The organism is Adlercreutzia sp. ZJ154, from assembly GCF_011039055.1.
Lineage (GTDB): Bacteria > Actinomycetota > Coriobacteriia > Coriobacteriales > Eggerthellaceae > Adlercreutzia_A.
Genome location: NZ_JAAKEF010000027.1, coordinates 1 through 19,061 on the forward strand (window position 1 = coordinate 1; position 19,061 = coordinate 19,061).

Below are 19,061 nucleotides of genomic sequence, written 5' to 3' on the forward strand. Positions count from 1 at the left end.
TTTTTAGGCGAAAAATGGTCAAAACTTCCGACTTTCCACAGTCTATAATGCCAAATTACGTCAATTACGAATCAAAATGGAATTGAAGAACCCTGTTTGCCCAGTGTTCTCCACAATTCAAGTTAGCCATGTGGCGCTATGACCATGGAAAGCTGGAAGTTTTGACCATTTTTCTGAAATAAAAAGGATATTCGCAGAAAATTTAGTCTACCAACGGCAGTTTTACGATGAAAGCGGTGCCGCTGCTGCCCTCAGAGCTTTCTACTGTGATATCGCCGCCGTGTTCGTGTGCAATTTCTTGCGCTATGGCAAGCCCCAGCCCGTAACCGCCTTTGCCCGACGTGCGGGCTTTGTCGGCACGATAGAAGCGATCAAATACGTGGGGCAAATCTTCGCTAGGGATAGGTGCTCCGGTGTTGCGAACTGTTAGTTTTGCATCTTTACCGCGTGCAGTAGAAAGGGTTACATTCACGCTGCCGTTTTCGTTGGCGTATTTACATGCGTTATCTATAAGCGTAGACACCATGCGCTGTAGTCTTGCCGGGTTGCCCAGCACATGCGTATTGGGTGTAAGTTCGCTTTCCAAAACAACACCGCGTTCAAACGCAACAGATTCAAATTGCAGTACTTCGGTTTCTACCAAATCGGTTAAATCGGTAGGAACATGAGGCATTTCGGCGCGCGTGGCATTTTCTGGGCGTGCTAAATCTAGCATGTCGTTCACCAGCTGCTGCATGCGTTTCGCTTCGGTTTGCGTGCTTTCTATCCATTGCGACTGTTCCGCTGCCGTGGCATCTGGCTGCGATTTCACAATAGCCATATTCGCCAAAATGACCGTAAGGGGCGTTTTTAATTCATGCGATGCGTCTGCCACAAATTGCGTCTGCTGATCCCATGCTTTTTGCGCCGGGCGCAGCGCCCACCACGAAAAGAAAATATTTATTACTAGAAACGCCAGCAAAACAGCTATGCCCACACCCACAAGCGTCCATGCAAGCGATTTCCACGTGTCTACGTTGCTTTCGTCGGCGTATGCGATAAGCGTGCCGTTCGATGTTTCGCGGCGCTCGAAATAAAGACCCACATCTTCTAAAAGACCGCTATTTTCCGGATAAGCTAATGCCTCGGCGTTAGCTTGTAGAAGCAGCGAATGCGAAATTGATGCGCTGGCGTAATCTCCGAGGGCTGTATATACGCCGTCTGATTTCACTAGGTACACAGCTATAGGAATTATCATTTCGTCGCGCGTGCCTATTTCGGGCATTGATATTTGCGATTGAGAATTTTCGCCAATAGTTGTGTTGGGCTGATTTTGCTGATTTTGCTGGGTTTGCTGATCTTGAGCGCTTCCGGCTGCAGATGAGGCTGCAGATGCAGACGTAGATTCAGGCGCGGGCTCTTGTTGTTGGGCATCAGGCACCTGCGCAGCTTCTGTTTGATTTTCCGGCTGCGTTTCTGCAGAATTTGCGTTCGCCGCTTCGCCGGAAGCTGCATTTTCCGCGTTCGCTGTGTCTGCTAAATTTTCATCTGCGGCTGCAATCGCATCTGCACCGTTAGCGTCCGACCCGCTTTTGCGCAGCGGAAACAGCTGCTCAATCTGACTGGCTGTAGGGCTTTGCGCCTGATTCAGCGTGAATGTGAGCTCTTCGTATAAATCGTGCACGCGCGACTGGTAGTCGATATAGCAAATAGCACCAAACGCCGCCGTAAGCACCACGGCGGCAAGCACCATGTTCAAAAATATGAAGCGAAGACGTAGCCGTTTAAGCATAAGCTATGCCATATCGACATTGGCACCTTCAACGGGTGCCACCACAAAGCGATAGCCGGCTTTGCGAATAGTTTCAATTTTGCATTGCGAGCCCACATGTGCAATTTTCTTCCGCAAAAACGATATATATGCCTCAACATTGTTGTCGCCAGCGCTAGAAGTAACGCCCCATGCTTTATCTATTAGCGTGTCTTTTGAAATGACAGCGCCCGGGCTGCTCATAAGTATTTTCAAAATGCTAAATTCTTTGAAGCTAAGTCGGATGGATTTTCCGCGGCACGACAAGTCGTAACTTTCCAGCGAAAGCTGCAAATCACCGCAGTTCAGAAGCTCAAATTGCACTTCGCCCTGCCTGCGGGTAAGTGCGCGAAGGTGCGCCATAAGTTCAGCCGGACTGAAAGGCTTGGTCATGTAATCGTCTGCGCCGGAATCGAGTCCTGCTATTTTATCGGCAGTAGAATCGCGGGCGGTAAGCAAAATAATAGGCGTGTTTATCTGCTGACGGCGCAATTCAGACGTTACGGTAAAGCCGTCCATTTTCGGCAACATAACGTCAAGTATAACTACGTCGTAGCCGCCTGCTAGCGCATAGTTAAGCCCCGATTCTCCATCGTGCACTTTGTCTACGTCGTAGCCGTTATCTTTCAGTATCTTCTCAAGCGCTGCGGCCAGCGATTCGTCGTCTTCAACAATTAAAACGTGCATAATACCTGCTTTCAGTGTTTTGTTAATTCTATACCGCACACAGTTCAGAAACCTTAAAAGTTCCTTAAAGCTTATGTATTGTTTAAGGAACTTTTAAGGATTAGCGCGTACTATTCCAAATGGTGTTTCCCAGCACCAGCGTGATGCGCAGTATGGCACATACACCCACGCCCTTGGGTTCATGCGCATCACGCTCCCTTTACATAAAAGCTTTTCCTCCTTGCTTTGTTTAATTGAAAGATGTCGCGACCTCCTTCGCGGCATCTTTAGTGTATGTAGTGGTTCTCGCAGAAAAAATCACAAGATAATGTATATTCTCGTTCAAAATCTTTGCATGTATTGTTACTATAGAAAAGGTCGCGGGCAAACACCGTATCAAACATTCTAGGCCCGCAGCTTTTTTCAAATTCGCATATTTATAGTAGCGGTTTTCCTAATAGCCAGTTCAGCTGCAAGGTGGCTAATGCGCGGTGGTTGCTCAAATAGCTTAGAAGCGCAAAGCGGCGCGTCCGCTAAAAAGAGCGTTGCTAGGTGCGTTTCAATTAAGAAGCGCGGTGCAGCTGCTAGATGATAGATGTTTTTGAAAGCAGCGTTCGCATTAATCCTGAAAGCGTTTTCTTCACATTCATAGACGAAGAGAATGTCGAAACGGCATTCACATATCGCTTTACGCGCTTAGTGGCGGCAGCGCTGGCTAGGCGTTTGCAGTATTTAGGCGTGCGCGCGGGCGAAGTTGTGGCGGTCGATTTGCCCAATAGCCCCGAATTCGTCTTTTTTGCGCTGGCGTGCGCCTATGGCGGCTTTACGCTAATGCCCCTTAACCATCAAGCTTCTTCTAGCGAAAAACTAAGCCGCATTATGGAAGCACAGCGAGGCGGCTTGCGCGTAGCGTGCCAAATAGACACAGAGCGCGCCAGACAGCTTGTAGGGCGTGCTCGGCAGGCTTTTGCTGACGAATGCGACGTAATAGCTAGCATTGTTGGCAACTTGCGCCGAGAACGCGCCATTATGGGTGCGAGGCAAGACCTCGTGCACGATACGGTGCATTTTGCAGAGCGTGCTGCGCATCTGTTTAGCGGCAATACTCGTGAAGGCATAATAGTTACAGCTGGTGTAAAAAGTCGGGCAAAATTAGTGATGCTTTCGTGGGTGAAGCTGGCTGCTGCGTCTCGGGCGCTAAGTCGTGCGCTTGAAAACGATATGGCGGCATGGCAAGACAGGGCAACACAGGGCTCTTTAACTGCAATAGGTGGCGGCGCTCAGTTATGGCAGCTTTGCACTCCAATGTATAACATTGACGGCTTCCAGACCTTAGTGCGCGCGGTGTACAGCATGTGCCCTCTGCGAATTTATGCGCATTTCGACCCAGAGCAGATACTCTACGATGTTCATACAAGCGGCGCTACGCACATTTGCGTATACGATCAAATGCTTCAAGATTTACTCACAGTTGAAGAATGGCGCTTGGAATTAGATTCTTCGGTGAAAAGCCGTCTGTCTGCATACCGATGCGTGCTGTTGGCAAATCGGACAGTTAACCCGCATACGCTAGAGCGCAGTTGTGAAGTAAATGCACGCATATTCGTTAGTTACGGCATGGCGGAAACAGCTGGATCTATTGCTTGCGCCTGCGCTACATCAGATTTTCGCGGGGCGCTGCGGCTGCTTGATGGCTACGACGTTCGCATAATAGACGAGCAGCCTACAGGTTTTGGCAGCCTTGCGGTGCGTGGTCATGGCGTTTTCAATGGTTACATAGGCGCAAACACCGCTTTTACTGCAGATAGGTATTTCATAACGGGCGATATAGCTGCTTTTTCTGAAGGTTGCATTTATGTGAAAAATCGCAGCATGAGCATATTTATGAACGGTGGTGCCAGCATATATCCGGCTGAAATTGCCGAAGTGCTGTTGCATGTTCCGGGCGTAACAGCTGCGCATGTGTTTGCCGTAGAGGCGCAAGGCGCCGATTATGTGCCAGTTGCGGTTGTGGAATGCCCCGACAATAGCTGTTCGCTCGATTTTATACGAAACACAATGTCTCCTTGGCTTTCCCCGCAAAGCATTCCGCAAGAAATGCTGATAGTGCATAACATGCCGCGCAAATCGGACGGGCGAATAGACAGGCAGGCTGCCGAAGCTGCGTTTAATTCCAGATTGCAGGTGTGCGAAATTCATATGCACCACGTGCGCATAGAAATGACGCAGCCCATATCGCGCCACCGTTTTCGCGAAGCCGTAATTATAGAAGTGGTGGATAGCTGCGGTAGGCGTGGCTTAGGGGAATGTCCGTCGCTTGCCGTGGAATGGGTGGGGCGCAAATCGCTTGCTGAAGATACGAAGGCTATCAGAGATGTTTTGGCGCCATGTTTACTGGAAAATACATTCAGCCACCCGCGCGAAGCGTATGCAGCTATGGCGGCTTTGCCCGGCGCGCGCAACGCGCCTATGGCGCTAAACGCACTAGAAAACGCAATGTGGGATTTGTATGGGCATGTAACAAAGCAGCCTTTGTGGCAGCTTATTAATAAGGAATACGCCCGTATATGGGAAAGTTTTGGCACGCTAGCGCAACTGTCAAGTTTTCCGCGCGTTGCCGAGGTGCAAGGATCGCAGGTTATGGTAAGCGCAGGCGCGGTTATAGAAACTGCGCCTACTCCAGTTGTTATGCAGAACGCTACACAGGCGGTGCGTGCAGGTTACAAGCGCCTTAAAATAAAGATATCGCCTAATGGCGGGCTGGCATCAGTGCATGCTGTACGGCGGGCATTTCCCGATATGCTTATAACGCTAGATGCAAATCGTAGCTTTCGCAACGATCAAGTGAAAGAGCTGCACCAGTTGGATAGCCTGAATATCGGCTGGATAGAAGAGCCATTCGATGTTAGTGGTGCTTCCACGAAGCTAAGGCGCGATCATTTAGCGAATTTAGCATTTATGCAGTCAAAGTTGGATACGCCTCTTTGCGTTGACGAAGCTTATTCCGATGCAAAACAGGCGAATCGCATCTTGCAATTCCCCGACATTCGATGCATCGCTATAAAAGTGGCAAAATTTGGTGGCATAACGCCGGCGTTGGCATTTATAGCGCATGCCAAATCTAAAGGGTGCGTGGTTTGGATGGGCGGCATGCACGACACCGGCATAATGCGCCGTGTTAGCGCTGCTTTTGAGACGCTGCCCGATATGGTAATTCCGGGAGATATTGGCTCAACCTCTCGCTATTTAACATGCGATATAACCACGCCGCCTTACGCCGCCACGCGCGGGCTAGTGCTGTTGAATGGCGATGGTTTTGAATACGGCTTGGGTTGCACGCTTAATCGATCGGTGCTTAGCCAAGTGGAGGTTAACAGTATCGTCTTGCGTCTATAATAAGTATGCAAGAGGTGAATAAAGATGGGTCTTACAAGAAAACAATGGTTCATGCTTATAGCGCTTGTTGTGGGCACGTTCGTAACAGTGCTTAATCAGACGCTTATTACGCCAGCACTACCTTCAATAATGACAGAGATGGGAATAGATGCTCCTACGGGTCAGTGGCTAACTACAGGCTTTACGCTTGTGAATGCCATAATGATTCCAATAACGGCTTATTTGCAAGATCGTTTTTCGACACGGCGGCTGTTCCTCTTTTCTATGATTGTGTTTGCTGTTGGAACGGCGCTGTGTGGCTGGGCACCGAACTTTCCAGTGCTGTTGGGCGGGCGCTTGGTACAAGCTGCAGGCGCGGGCATTCTAATGCCGCTATCTATGACGGTGCTGCTAGTTACGTTTCCCATAGAGCGCCGCGGCAGCGCTATGGGCATATTCGGATTGGTTATTGCGTTTGCCCCAGCCATTGGTCCAACAGTTGCCGGCATTGTAATCGATATAGCCGATTGGCACATTATGTTTGTCGGCATATTGGTTTTGGTGATGCTGGTAATAGTAGCGTCAATTTTCCTTATGGAGGGTCGTCCGCCTGCCAATAAAGGCGATTCTGCGCTTGATCCTTTGTCGCTTATTCTTTCTACGGCGGGCTTTGGCGGTCTGTTATATGGCTTCAGCGTATTTGGCTCCAGCGGGCTAAACGCCATATCGGTTGCTATAACTGCGGTGGGAATAATATGTGTAGTGTGGTTCTTCGTTCGGCAGACGAAGCTTGATGTACCTATGCTGCGTGTAAAAGTATTGGCTAATCGGAAGTTTCTTATAGCAACCATAATTGGAATGTTGGTGCAAGGTTCGCTTTTGGCTGCGGGCATTCTGATGCCAATTTATGTGCAAACGCTTATGGGATATTCAGCCACTATGTCTGGGTTGGTGTTAATGCCGGGCGCTATTCTAATGGGAATAATGAATCCCGTTGCGGGAAAGCTGTTCGACAAACACGGACCACGCATGTTGGGCATTGTGGGAATGGTGCTGCTGTTTATAACCACTGTAGGCTTTGGGTTGCTTACGCTTGAGAGCAGCCTTGTTTACATAACATTGCTATATATGGTTCGCATGGTAAGTATGGCGCTAGTGAACATGCCCATAACTACATGGGGAATGAATGCGCTAGACACTAGGTATATAAATCATGGTACAAGTGTGAATAACACTTTGCGCCAAGTGGCTGGCTCTATCGGTACCGCAATGGTAATTTCTGTATCGGCAATGGTTACTAATGCTTCGCAATCTGCGGTTGGCAGTACGCAAGCTAACATGTATGGCATCAACATTGCTTTTATGGCGTGCGCATTGCTTGTGCTTATAGGGCTTGTACTTACTGTAATTTTTGTAAAAGGGAAGCCCGGCGAAACTGCTCCGGTCGGTGTTGAAGACGAGGAAAAGGCGGCGACTTCTCAAAAGGGCACGGCAGTTTTGCGCGACCTAATGAAGCGCGATGTGTTCACACTTCCGTCTAATGCCACCGTGCAGCAGGCTGTGCAGCTGTTTATAGACAAGGGGATAAGCGCGTGCCCAATCATTGACGAAAACGGTCAGGCAGCAGGGTTTATATCCGATGGCGACATACTCAAACAGCTTTCGCGGCGCAGCGGCAGCTATATCGATCCAATTGTGCTGATAGCAATGTCGGCAACCGACGAGTCTACATACAGCGACAAACTGCAAAAAGTGATGCAGTTGCCGGTTAGTGCCGTGGGCGTGCGCGAATCTATAAGCGTGAATGTGCATGCCGACCTTGAAGAAGTTTGTCGCGTGTTGTCTCAAAATCATTTGAAAAAAGTGCCGGTTTTAGAAGACGGGCACATAGTTGGCATTATCAACAGAAGCGACATAACGCGCTATTCGATGGAAGAATACGTCCGGTCGGTTTTACCTAGTGAAGAGCAGTGAAATGTTTGATTACGGTTGAGAAAATGGTGCCCGGGGTGGGAGTCGAACCCACACACCCGAAGGTAGAGGTTTTTGAGACCTCCGCGTCTGCCATTCCGCCACCCGGGCCCAACAAATAAGAATCAGCCTTGTAGGCTGAACACTTATCGAGTATAGCGTAAAAGTGTCACGTTTTCTCGGTGAACGGTCTGTTTGTGCATTATAATAGTGTAACTGTCAAAACGAAAGACGTTAGTGGGAGTAACCAAGTGTTGAAAGCAATCATCGTAGATGACGAAGCGCCTGCGCGTTCTGAACTTAATTTTTTACTTGAGGAAGTAGGCGGTGTAGAAGTAGTTGCCGAAGCGGCTGGTGTGCGTGAGGCTATAGAAAAGCTAAAAGAGTATCCATGTGATGTCATGTTTCTTGATGTAAACATGCCTGAGGCTACAGGTCTTCAGTTGGCGGAAGCTCTCAAGCATTTAAAGTTCCCCCCAGCAGTTGTGTTTGTTACTGCTTACAGTGAACATGCACTTGATGCATTCCAAGTGCATGCTATCGATTATCTGGTGAAGCCGGTTGAAACCGAGCGTTTAGCGCAGGCTATAGCTCGTGTTCGTGAGCAGGTTGCGCTGCATGTACAGGCGCAAAAGAGCGAACGCATTCCGGTCGAAAAGGGCGGCAAGAAAATTCTTATCGGTATCGACAAGATTCGTTTCGTTATGGCGCGTGACGATTATGCGTATTTACAGACCGACACAGACCGCTACTTCAGCACGGTAAGTTTGGCGCAGCTTGAAAAGCGGCTAGATGGTCATGGGTTCTTCCGTGTACACAGGGGCTATTTGGTTAACCTAGCCATGGTGGAAGAAATTGAGTCGGTTTCCGGTGGCACGCTGCTGCTTATGCTGAATGGTGTTGACGAGAAAATTCCCGTTAGCCGTCGTCGCGTAAGCAATTTGAAGAAAGCGCTCGGAATTTAGGCAGGTTGCGCAGTTTGCGTCTTTGCGTCAAACGTTGCTAGGAAATTTTGTTACTTATCGAGCGATTAGCCTATTAAGATTAATCGCTCGATTTTTCAGTGCGCTCTATTTTTGCTTCCACTTTATCTACACGGAAGCGATCCATTGTCTGTACAGTTAATGGCACTACGATAGATTCTGTGGCTGTTTCGTGCTCTAGCACAATTTTGTCGCCTTCTTCGGGAATGCGATCTAGCATGTTGGCTATTAGTCCACCTAGAGTTTCCACATCATCGGCTTCGGGCGGCTCAAAGCATATTATGTCTTCAAGCTGATCTATCGACATGCCACCGTCAATAACTAGCGTGCCGTCGTTTAGCTTCATAATGTCTTCGCAGTCGTGGCGATACTCGTCGTCTATGCGACCAACTATTTGCTCCATAACATCGGACAGCGTTACTATGCCAGCGGTTCCGCCGTGCTCATCTACCACCAAGCAAATTTCCGTGCGTCCTTCTTGTAGCGTGTCTATAAGGCGAGCAATAGACACAGTTTCGGGCACAGCCGGCATTTCGCGAATTTTCCATTCGCTCATAGGCGTGTTAGGTGCCAAACTGTATAAGTCTTTTATGTGTACAAAGCCTACAATGTGGTCTTTATTGCCACGGCATACGGGGTAGCGCGAATAGCTGTATTGGCGAATTACTGCCTCGTTGTCTTCCAGCGAATCGTCTATGTCGAGAAACACCACATCGGTGCGTGGAGTCATTATGGCTTCGGCATCTTTGTCGCCTAAATCTAGCACGTTGTCCACAAATTCGTTTTGCTCTGCGGCGATAAGACCGCTTTCTGTAGACTCATCAACCAAAATTTTAATTTCGTCGCCAGTGTATACTTCGTGTTCATTTGCAGGATCGTGTCCAAGTAGGCGCACAACACCGTTTGTTATGGTGTTGAAAAGCCACATAATCGGATAGGTTATGCGATAGAACCACATAAGCGGTGTAGCTGTTGCCAGCGCGTAGCGTTCTGTTGAAAAGATGGCAAGAGACTTCGGAATAAGTTCGCCAACAACTACATGCAGGGTAGTCATAATGAAATAACCTATAGCCACGGCGCAAATAGTTATAACGGCTTCAGGTGCGCCGAATAATTCAAACAGCGGTCGTATAAGTTCCGAAAAAGCGGGTTCGCCCAGCCAGCCAAGCGCAAGGGATGCCAACGTTATGCCAAGTTGGCAGGCTGACAAATAGGCATTAACATTATTGGCTATGGTTAAAGCGTTTGTGGCACCGCTTTTGCCGTCGGCGGCTGCCAGTTCTAACTGCGATTTGCGCACGCGCACTAATGCAAATTCTGCAACTACAAAAAAGGCATTCATAGCCAAAAAAACTACAACTAAAATTAGACTTATCGCAATATAAGTGCTTTCTGACAATTCTCTCTCCCAAATATATTTATGTATTGCTGCATATTATAGGATTATACGCAGCGTTCATCTTTACAGAGGTATTTGTTACCGATTGATTGACCGTGCCCCAACTTCCACTTTGCGGCATATAGGCAGAAAGGTGTATCTGTTTTAGTCGATTGCATATGGATAGGGCGCGCTGTGATGGAACTCTGACCAAACCAGACCGTGTGTTGCCTTCGTCACTTTTTAGGCGAAAAATGGTCAAAACTTCCGACTTTCCACAGTCTATAATGCCAAATTACGCCAATTACGAATCAAAATGGAATTGAAGAACCCTGTTTGCCCAGTGTTCTCCACAATTCAAGTTAACTATGTGGCGCTATGACCATGGAAAGTCGGAAGTTTTGACCATTTTTCTGAAATAAAAAGGATATTAACTGTTGCTATTTTGCCCACGTGAATAGATTACGTTAATTGCTCGCGCTATTGGTGTAGGCCAAAAACGCTTTAACATTTCAAGATCTTCTTCTGTGCGAGTGTTGTCTTTAATTAGCGCAGAAGTTTCTGAACCTTCATGAATTCTGTGATACATAAGAATTTCGGGATCATAGAGAAAATCTCCATCGAGTTCAGCAATTCTTGACCACGCCTCCCAATCCAAATTGCTCTTTAGTTTAGTTTGAAATACTGGTTTTGAAATATTATCTACTGCAAGAGTTACCGATGGACAACAAATTGCGGATCCTAGCGAAAGTGCGCGCTTGCGTATTTTTTTATCAAATGCGTTATTTGAATTTTCCAGCTTTCTTAAAAGCCGTCTTTTGGTTCGCAATAAATTATTATCTGCAACTTTTTTATTGTTGCGCAATTCACCATAATTAGTAAAAAACAATAACGGTCGTTGTGAATTATCAATGGCATTTATCATATGTTCGGCATAGTCGCAGCAGTAAATATCGTCTTGATGAGCAATTGTAACAAGAGCAGTATTAGCTGTTTTTATAGCGAAATTCCAGTCACTTGCAATTCCGGGCTTTGATTCGTTAACAAACAACGGGATTCCGAATTGATTTGCCGTAGCTTGTATGTGCTCATTAGGGGTAGAAGTACATATAATTACGCGAGTGTTTATAGTTTGCTCTAAAACTGACTTGACGCATTCATCCAAATAGGGGCTCTCTTTATATGCGCATACTGCGAAAGTATGATCCTGTTTATTAATCACTCGTTATTCCTTATGTCCGTTAACAAAGACATTTGCCAATGCATAATCTACAATATACTTTATGCAGCATTCGCTCAAAAAAAATATGCTTTGGAACACTGCCGGTTCCTTATTCTATTTGTTTTGCAACTGGCTTACTACTGTTTTAGTGGTAACTTTGGCAACGAATTATGCTGCATCGGGTAGTTTAGCTGTCGCAATGGCAGTAGGGAACATTTTTGCCTCTATTATGCTTTACAAAGTCAGAACTGTTCAGGTTGCTGATATTGATAATATATGCAGTGCGTCTGATTATGTAGGACATAGAATAATTACTCTTATACTGGCGCTTCTTTTTTGTTCTGTATATTCCGTATTTACTGTAAATGCGATAGATTATGCGCCAGTAGCTGCATATATATTATTTAAAGCAATTGAGTCATTTGTAGATGTTTTGCATGGAGTCGATCAGAAAAATGACCATTTCAATTATATTGGCATATCACAAATATCTAGAGGTATCTTAATAGTTATATCTTTCATAGTTGGATTGCTAATATTTCAAAGCCTAACGGTATCTATCTTGCTAATGGCACTAACAAGCGCAATTGTGCTAATTGTTTTTGATATGAATCTCACATCAAAACTAGACAAATTACGACCTGTATTTCGTAAAGAAAAAATGAAAGTTATTTTTTCAAAATCAACATCCGGTTTCTTCTCGCTTCTTATATGCACTACTGTAATTAGTGTCATCCGCCAGATGTTTAGTATGGAATATGGTAATGAAGCCTTGGGGTCATATGCTGCAATTGCGGCTCCTACAGTAATAGTACAAGCAGCTGCTAGTTTTATCTATACGCCGCTTATAGGACCACTTGCAATTTCCTGGTTAAAAAGTGACAGACTATCTTTTTTAAAGATAGTACTAAAATTTATTATTGTGCTTATAGTAATAGTGCTTGCCTGTATTTTAATCTTTCATTGGTTTGGTTTAGTCGCCTTTAATTTTGTGTTTCAAAAAGATATGTCAGAGTATATGTATTTAGTAACCCCGCTTTTGATATGTACAGGATTAACCGCAGCTGTATATTTTGTTTTGGATTTACTGATTATTACGGAAGAAAATACCGGAGCAGTAGTTTCAAGCGTGGCGTCACTCATTGCAGCTTTTTGTGTTATGAATGCAATGTTTGAACTTGCCGGGGCAAATGGTATTAGTTTTTCGATAATTATTGCTCAAATAGTAAATCTGTTAGTAGCCACTGTTTTCTTGATATGGCGTATTTTGCGTAAGAATGAGAATAAGCACGGGTAAGTCTTAATTTGTGTGGGATTTAGCATAGTTTTCGCCGCACCATCTGCCCCACAACCTTTGCATAGATGAGGTGAAGGCGTTTCCCAAAAAGGCTATCAAACGCGGTGTGCCCCACATGACCTGCTGTGTCTACGACGCCGACAAAAAGACACTTGTCAATATGCTTAAAGGCGACGATTCTGCAGCTCCAAACGTATTTGGGGGGCTTTACCAAAGGAGAGCACAAGGGCGTAGCAACCGTATCGTGTGACCTCAACGGCGCATACATCAGCCTTGCCAAAAAGCTTCTTCCCGGCTCTGCCATCTACGCCGATAAGTTTCACATAAACAAGTCTGTAACAGGAGCAGTCGACGACACAAGGAAAAGACTTGTCCACGTAATCGAAGATGACCTGAAACGCAAAAAGCAGAAAAGAATCTTGAACAGAGGCTCTAAGCTTATGCTTGCCATAAAAGGCGAGCAGAAAGTCTTAGCCAACAGATCAAAGGCATCATACGTATATGCAGAGGCTTCATGAGTTTTGCAAGTCTTAGACATCGCTGTCTTTTGGTACTTAGGTATGAGAGAAAACCCAACAAACCTATTGCGCTGTTTACAAGAAGCGACAAGAGAAAGGAGGTTACAGGCTAGCGAATAGATCCATCGAGATGGGTTCCTGGGCTCCCCCACACCGTTAATAACATATTCAACTTTTTGACTTTTGGTCATCTTTTTAAGGCTACTTTAAGAAGGGCTTAGGTTATTGTGCCCTCATTTTGTCCTCAATCGTAGAATCGAGGTTATACTTTCTTTGTTTTATCAGTTCAGACATCAAATTTGGTGAATTATCCCACACGTTTTAAGACTTACCCCCATTAGCTACATTAGTACAAGTGCAGTTTCCGCCAAATTGCAAAAGTGTGCTTAAAAGCTACCGAAATCCTTTGATTTCTCTGTTGGCACCTTACAATTTCTATAAGCTACCTGTTTAGGATATGTATTTGAGTGATTTACCAACACAGTTTTATTGAGTGCCTACTCTAATTATTTTTCGTCGCTGTTATGCTAGAAAGCAACTCTTTCGGAGTAATAACAGGTATACATGAATTCTTGAAATCTTTTATATTGCGAGTAACAATAGCGTCTACTTTTTCTCGTTCAGCCACAGCCACCACCAAAGCATCTTCCACATCGGAAAAATCGTATGAAATACCCCGAATTATCGCTTGCTCATCCAATGCAGCCAACTTCACATAATCCAATAGTTTCGATATTGCTTCTCTAGCGACTATCTTACTGTTATTTTTTGACACGATATAAAAAATGGTACTTATTGCATCCGTCGAAAGAAGAAGCTTCACCGTTTTATTTTCTGCAAGGGCAAATATTTGAATTGCATCCAGTACAAATGGTTGCCTATCAAGAAGTAGATCTAATACGATATTTGTATCTAATAAAACTTTCATCATGCGAACTATCTATTTTTCAAATATAGATGCTGACGATAATCGCTTTCGTCATAATTTCCAGCACCAATACCAACAAGAGATTTAAGCTTATTTGAAATAGGCACTTCCGTTGTCAAATCACTAGTTCTTCCTAGTAGCAGCAAATAGTCTTCCACAATACTAGAGAGTGATTTTTTAGAATTTGAGGCATACATTTTCCCTGTGCGAACAGCTTCGCTATCTATGCTGAGCGTCAATTTCTGATTCATGATACCTCCTTGCTTTTATACGTGTATATTTTATCAATTAATACGTATAAAGGCAACTAGTTACGGTCAGCTAGGGTAAGTCTTAAGGCATGTGGTATTTAGCAAGGTTTTTGCTATCCCTTGTCTACCCATGCGTTTTCTGCCTGCTTTTGTATGGTGTAGTGTTTTGTACCCTTCCCAGAATCGTTAAGCCTTACAGCTGAGCGAACGAGACGGGCTTTAGTATCAATAGGGTAGAGGGGCAGATATCCTTGCCCTCCCGTGTTTTCAATAGGGATCTTAAGAGAGAGTAGAGCTCTCTTAAGATCCCTATGGCAGTCCGCACCCTCAGAAAGCAGAACAGCCGTGGCAGAAAGCCTTAACAGACAGATCAAAGACATCATCTGCACATGCCGGGGCTTTATGAGTTTTGCAACTCTTAGACATCGCTGTCTTTTGGTACTTGGACATGAGAGAAAATTTATCCCACACGTTTTAAGACTTACCCCGATTTTCGGAAAGACCAACATTTTCCTTTTGAATATGATTATTATCTATAGATCCAGTGACCTAACATCATCGTAAATCCAGTTAACTATTTTTGCGGTTGGCAGTTCTTCTTTCTTGTTGGAATAAATATAGAAGAATTTATCATCACTTTTTTCGGCTTCGAAAAGCCTTGATACCTCTTTTAATTTTACTGGTCTATTTCTGCCAGCAACTGAAATCAATGTATTTTCTAAGCTGCCGGAAGCAAACCCACTATTAAAATCATCGGTTGCTATAATCGCAAACTCACAATCATTCTGATCTTCTGCAAGCTGAAGGAGATTCTTCGCTATCTCCAACGATGTCTCATACTTTTTTATATTGCTTTCCAAAAGAGATTTTTCGGTTCCCGCTAAAAGTGCTTCACCTTTCTTTTCTTCTATGTATTTACTAAGCTGCTCGATTGCTTTAGCATTCACAAACGGTAAATCTGTTATCTCCATTAATACATTTTCAAGATTAACAAATCTTCTTATAAGGGCTACGCGCTCACGACCATTAAATCGCGATCTAAGAAGAGCCTTGAATTCTTCTTCGGATTTCCAAAATGGCTTATGCCTTAACCCTCTATCAAAGAATAATGAAGCGCATTTATCATTTTTAAGTTGTTTAGCGTAACTGATAATATCATCATCACATAGAAGGCGAATTACTTTCTCATTTACAGTATGACCTTCTTTTGTTAAAGACTTTAAGCAAAATAATTCAGATACATTTCCAAAAAACTCATGCGAAACCGATTTTAGAACATGCCTCAATAGCATATCTTCGTATATGATAACTGGATGATTTTGAATCCATCGCTTTTCTGAATCCCTTGCAAGCACAACATTTTCCAACACAGATATAGAACTAGAACAGTAGGCGAGTTCGTATTTTTCAGAATCCTCGTTATAGTTATCGCTCATGTTTTTACATAAGGTAACACCAGACAAAAGGCGTTCATAATCAATAACTGTAGTTTTAAAGCCAGTTTCAAAAGAGTCTCGAATTAGATAATCGAGTTTATCAACGTCTATAGTCTGGGAATTTAAAAGAGATATAATGGCGTTTTTAATCTCGTATTCCTCGCCTTTAGCACTATACAAATAACCAGTAATGCATCTTGCGAAGAATTCCTTATCTGCCGCATTTTTTAAATGATCTCCATATACGAAAAGTCCAACCATAGCGCTTATGGTTTCATGCGGATTTGCGGCCTTTACGCTTGATATGTCTTTCTTAAAAGTAGTGCTTCCAACTAACTCGCCAAGCTGAACATCTATATTAGTAGCGGACTCTCTATATAGACCTTCGCCAGTATGTGAAAAAGGAGCATGACCTACATCATGCAACAAACAAGCTTTTAAGAATACATCTCTGCAATTAGTCCAATCAAAATCTTGTGGTATAGATAGTTTATTGTCGGATACGTTCTTCTGTAGAGCATCAAAAGCCAATACGCCAAGATGATAAACTCCAATTGAATGAACAAATCTGTTATGAGTGGCAGATGAATAAACTGGCATATAGCCCGTTTGTCTGATATACCTCAAGCGTTGAAATTCCGGGGTGTCTATAAAGCACTCAAAAAGCTTTTCATCAAGTTTTATATAACCATAAACAGGATCTTTGTATCGTTTTCTTCGTTTGTTAAGCTGCATTTATATTTAATACTTTGAGAGATTCGGGATCAATGCATGCTCTTAAAACATCAAATGGCGTATCGTTTCTGAATCTCTCCTTGAGATCTTTTATTCCATTATCAGCTTTAAGTCTAAACGCCGTGTTGTCAACAACCTCAAGAATATCGCTACAATCATGCATGAATCCATTTGTCTGTGTTCTGGACAAAACAAGATAAGCGGTTATGTCCCGCTTTGCCATTATTCGCACTACGGCTTCTCCGTATTCGTATATCTCTTCGAAAGTGACCTCTGTTACCTGATTGTTTTCAAAAAGCTCTATCAGTGCGTTTGATACGAGATCTTGAATACCAATGCGGTAATTCATTATTCCCCTCTTCTAGAATAAAAGTTTATCCAAGGCACTAACCTGCTAACATAGCGCTAGCGCTATGTTAGCAGGTTAGTGCCTGTCTTTTGAATAATCTGCCCAAAATGCTACTAAAAAATGTACTAGAGGTTTGCTTAAAACTCGGAAGGGCAGCATGATACCAATAGTGTAATATGTAATTAGTTCTGGGCAATGCCGCGTTTGCTCGGACGGGCTAAAGCCTGTACCTCCCAAACGCAGTCATGACACCAACAATCGGCACACAACCTAAATTTTCTGCGAATATACTTTTTATTTCAGAAAAATGGTCAAAACTTTCAACTTTCCATGGTCATAGCGTCACATAACTAGCTTGAATTGTGGAGAACACTGGGCAAACAGGGTTCTCCAATTCCATTTTGATTCGTAATTGGCGTAATTTGGCATTGTAGACTGTGGAAAGTCGGAAGTTTTGACCATTTTTCGCCTAAAAAGTGACGAAGGCAACACATAACTAGCTGTATAGGCTTTCCTCATTTTTCTGTTGTTTTGACAATTTGTGTGTCCTTCTCTTGAGTCAAATTCCCGACTCCTTTCAAACTGTGTTTATGAACATGCTTCGACATATCTTGAAGGCTTACGTTGCCAGCTCCCTGCGGACTAGAATCAATGTGTATGCGGTGTATATCTATCAACTTAATAGTCAAAGATGCAGGGTGTCTGACGCATCGTATATATGGCGAGGAGGAGGAAATGTCACCAACACTAACTTCTCCTTTTTGGTACTTGCGTTATCGGTAGATAAGGAGTTTTTTCTATGAATACAAGAAGTGTCAACACTAGAAGCAAGCTCGCATATAACGAACATGTCTTGCCGTCGGTTGAAGATGGCTTGTATGTAGACGGAGTGCTTCCCAATGATATAAGCACTCCACATGAGATAGAGCTTAAAGCACTTGAGAAGATCGTGGCTTTAGTATCAATAGAGTAGAGCTCTCTTAAGATCCCTATGGCAGTCTGCAGCCTCAGAAAGCAGAACAGCCGTGGCAGAAAGTCTTAACAGACAGATCAAAGACATCATTCGTATACGCAGAGGCTTTATGAGTTTTGCAACTTTTAGACATCGCTGTCTTTTGGTGCTTAGGTATGAGAGAAAACCCAATAAGCCCATTGCGCTGTTTACAAGAAGTGACAAGAGAAAAGAGGATGAGAGTCACTAAGTAAGGATATCGAGATGGACTCTTAAGCGCCTCCATATAAGTATCAATATATTCAGTTTTAGCTGTATTAGTCATTTTTTGAAAGCTGCTCTTAAAGAGGGTTTGTTTTTATACCCTTATTTTGTCCCCAAGCGTAGAATCGAGGTTAGACTTTCTTTGTTTTACCTAATCAGACATCAAATTTGGTGAATTATCCCACACGTTTTAAGACTTACCCCGACTCTATGAACAGCAGAGAAGCCAACAGTCAAAGAAGGCTCGTATGCGCAAAAGGCTTGATATCTGACACATATATCACAAATAAAGGATACTTTACAATTCTTATTTCTTTAATCAGGTGTTCATTTCGTGCCGGTACTGCAATCAGTGCATCGTTTAACGTATTTTCATCCCTAATCCTTCCCAAACAGATCGCGTGTGTATACCTTGTGCGATACATCCGCTATGTCTGGGTGGATGCGGTTGGCTACTATGATGTTGCTTACTTGTTTGAATGTATCTAGATCATCTATTATTTTGCTCCCAAAAAACTCACTATCGTTTAGGGTTGGTTCATATACAACAACCTCTACTCCTTTAGCTTTTATACGTTTCATAACACCTTGAATTGAGCTTGCACGGAAGTTATCAGAGCCCGACTTCATAGTGAGGCGATATATGCCAACTCTGATAGAAGATGGGCTGTTTTCTGTATAGCCTACTTTTTGAAGTATATCTTCGGCAATGTAGTCTTTACGGGTACGATTAGCATCTACTATTGCTCCCATTATGTTTTGAGGAACGCTTTCATAGTTTGCAAGAAGTTGTTTTGTGTCTTTAGGAAGACAATATCCGCCATATCCAAATGAGGGGTTGTTGTAGTGGTCCCCTATGCGTGGGTCTTTACACACTCCATCAATAATCTGTTTTGCATCAAGACCGCGAACTGATGCAAATGTATCTAGTTCATTAAAGTAAGCTA

At 44.0% G+C, this 19,061-nt stretch carries 15 protein-coding genes and 1 tRNA gene; 6 read left to right on the top strand and 10 right to left on the bottom strand.

Annotated features, from left to right (window positions below; genetic code table 11):
* Positions 1-202 precede the first annotated feature (202 nt).
* Both G7Y37_RS08635 and G7Y37_RS08640 read right to left on the bottom strand, forming a co-directional pair.
* Positions 203-1,771, bottom strand: coding sequence for a cell wall metabolism sensor histidine kinase WalK (locus G7Y37_RS08635; protein WP_165063066.1), 1,569 nt, complete (start codon positions 1,769-1,771; stop codon positions 203-205).
* A 3-nt stretch (positions 1,772-1,774) separates the two neighbouring features.
* Positions 1,775-2,476, bottom strand: coding sequence for a response regulator transcription factor (locus G7Y37_RS08640; protein WP_165063067.1), 702 nt, complete (start codon positions 2,474-2,476; stop codon positions 1,775-1,777).
* A gap of 567 nt (positions 2,477-3,043) precedes the next feature.
* On the opposite strand from G7Y37_RS08640, the gene G7Y37_RS08645 reads away from it, so the two are divergent.
* Both G7Y37_RS08645 and G7Y37_RS08650 read left to right on the top strand, forming a co-directional pair.
* Positions 3,044-5,851, top strand: a complete 2,808-nt coding sequence (locus G7Y37_RS08645) for an AMP-binding protein (RefSeq protein WP_165063068.1) — start codon at positions 3,044-3,046, stop codon at positions 5,849-5,851.
* 24 nt (positions 5,852-5,875) lie between these two features.
* Complete coding sequence (locus G7Y37_RS08650) at positions 5,876-7,804, top strand: MDR family MFS transporter (protein ID WP_165063069.1); 1,929 nt, start codon at positions 5,876-5,878, stop codon at positions 7,802-7,804.
* A 24-nt stretch (positions 7,805-7,828) separates the two neighbouring features.
* Here G7Y37_RS08650 and G7Y37_RS08655 read toward each other — a convergent pair.
* Positions 7,829-7,912 (bottom strand) — tRNA-Leu (locus tag G7Y37_RS08655).
* 140 nt (positions 7,913-8,052) lie between these two features.
* Here G7Y37_RS08655 and G7Y37_RS08660 point away from each other — a divergent pair.
* A complete protein-coding gene (locus G7Y37_RS08660) occupies positions 8,053-8,766 on the top strand; it encodes a LytTR family DNA-binding domain-containing protein (RefSeq protein WP_165063070.1) in 714 nt (237 codons plus the stop codon).
* A gap of 79 nt (positions 8,767-8,845) precedes the next feature.
* Here G7Y37_RS08660 and G7Y37_RS08665 read toward each other — a convergent pair whose 3' ends face one another.
* Together G7Y37_RS08665 and G7Y37_RS08670 are read right to left on the bottom strand one after the other, a co-directional pair.
* Complete coding sequence (locus G7Y37_RS08665; protein ID WP_241156079.1) at positions 8,846-10,183, bottom strand: hemolysin family protein; 1,338 nt, start codon at positions 10,181-10,183, stop codon at positions 8,846-8,848.
* Positions 10,184-10,592: 409 nt separating this feature from the next.
* Positions 10,593-11,384: a glycosyltransferase family A protein gene (locus tag G7Y37_RS08670; RefSeq protein WP_165063071.1), complete on the bottom strand. Its 792-nt coding sequence runs from the start codon at positions 11,382-11,384 to the stop codon at positions 10,593-10,595.
* A gap of 157 nt (positions 11,385-11,541) precedes the next feature.
* Between G7Y37_RS08670 and G7Y37_RS08675 the strand changes: the two genes are divergently transcribed.
* Together G7Y37_RS08675 and G7Y37_RS09330 are read left to right on the top strand one after the other, a co-directional pair.
* Positions 11,542-12,681, top strand: a complete 1,140-nt coding sequence (locus tag G7Y37_RS08675; RefSeq protein WP_165063072.1) for a hypothetical protein — start codon at positions 11,542-11,544, stop codon at positions 12,679-12,681.
* A gap of 125 nt (positions 12,682-12,806) precedes the next feature.
* Positions 12,807-13,199 carry a transposase gene (locus G7Y37_RS09330; protein ID WP_165063073.1) on the top strand — a complete coding sequence of 131 codons (393 nt, stop codon included), beginning with the start codon at positions 12,807-12,809 and terminating at the stop codon, positions 13,197-13,199.
* A 502-nt stretch (positions 13,200-13,701) separates the two neighbouring features.
* On the opposite strand, the gene G7Y37_RS08685 is transcribed toward G7Y37_RS09330, so the two are convergent.
* The 4 genes from G7Y37_RS08685 to G7Y37_RS08700 form a co-directional block, all read right to left on the bottom strand.
* Positions 13,702-14,130 carry a PIN domain-containing protein gene (locus G7Y37_RS08685; RefSeq protein ID WP_165063074.1) on the bottom strand — a complete coding sequence of 143 codons (429 nt, stop codon included), beginning with the start codon at positions 14,128-14,130 and terminating at the stop codon, positions 13,702-13,704.
* Positions 14,131-14,135: 5 nt separating this feature from the next.
* Positions 14,136-14,378 carry a DUF6364 family protein gene (locus G7Y37_RS08690; protein ID WP_165063075.1) on the bottom strand — a complete coding sequence of 81 codons (243 nt, stop codon included), beginning with the start codon at positions 14,376-14,378 and terminating at the stop codon, positions 14,136-14,138.
* Positions 14,379-14,911: 533 nt separating this feature from the next.
* Complete coding sequence (locus G7Y37_RS08695) at positions 14,912-16,549, bottom strand: HD domain-containing protein (RefSeq protein WP_165063076.1); 1,638 nt, start codon at positions 16,547-16,549, stop codon at positions 14,912-14,914.
* Positions 16,539-16,898, bottom strand: coding sequence for a hypothetical protein (locus tag G7Y37_RS08700; protein ID WP_165063077.1), 360 nt, complete (start codon positions 16,896-16,898; stop codon positions 16,539-16,541). The genes G7Y37_RS08695 and G7Y37_RS08700 overlap by 11 nt, the downstream gene beginning before the upstream one ends.
* A gap of 799 nt (positions 16,899-17,697) precedes the next feature.
* Here G7Y37_RS08700 and G7Y37_RS08705 point away from each other — a divergent pair.
* Positions 17,698-17,871, top strand: a complete 174-nt coding sequence (locus G7Y37_RS08705) for a hypothetical protein (RefSeq protein WP_165063078.1) — start codon at positions 17,698-17,700, stop codon at positions 17,869-17,871.
* Positions 17,872-18,492: 621 nt separating this feature from the next.
* Here G7Y37_RS08705 and G7Y37_RS08710 read toward each other — a convergent pair.
* Positions 18,493-19,061, bottom strand: a 569-nt coding sequence (locus G7Y37_RS08710) for a UDP binding domain-containing protein (protein WP_304518586.1), incomplete at its 5' end; no start/stop codon positions are given.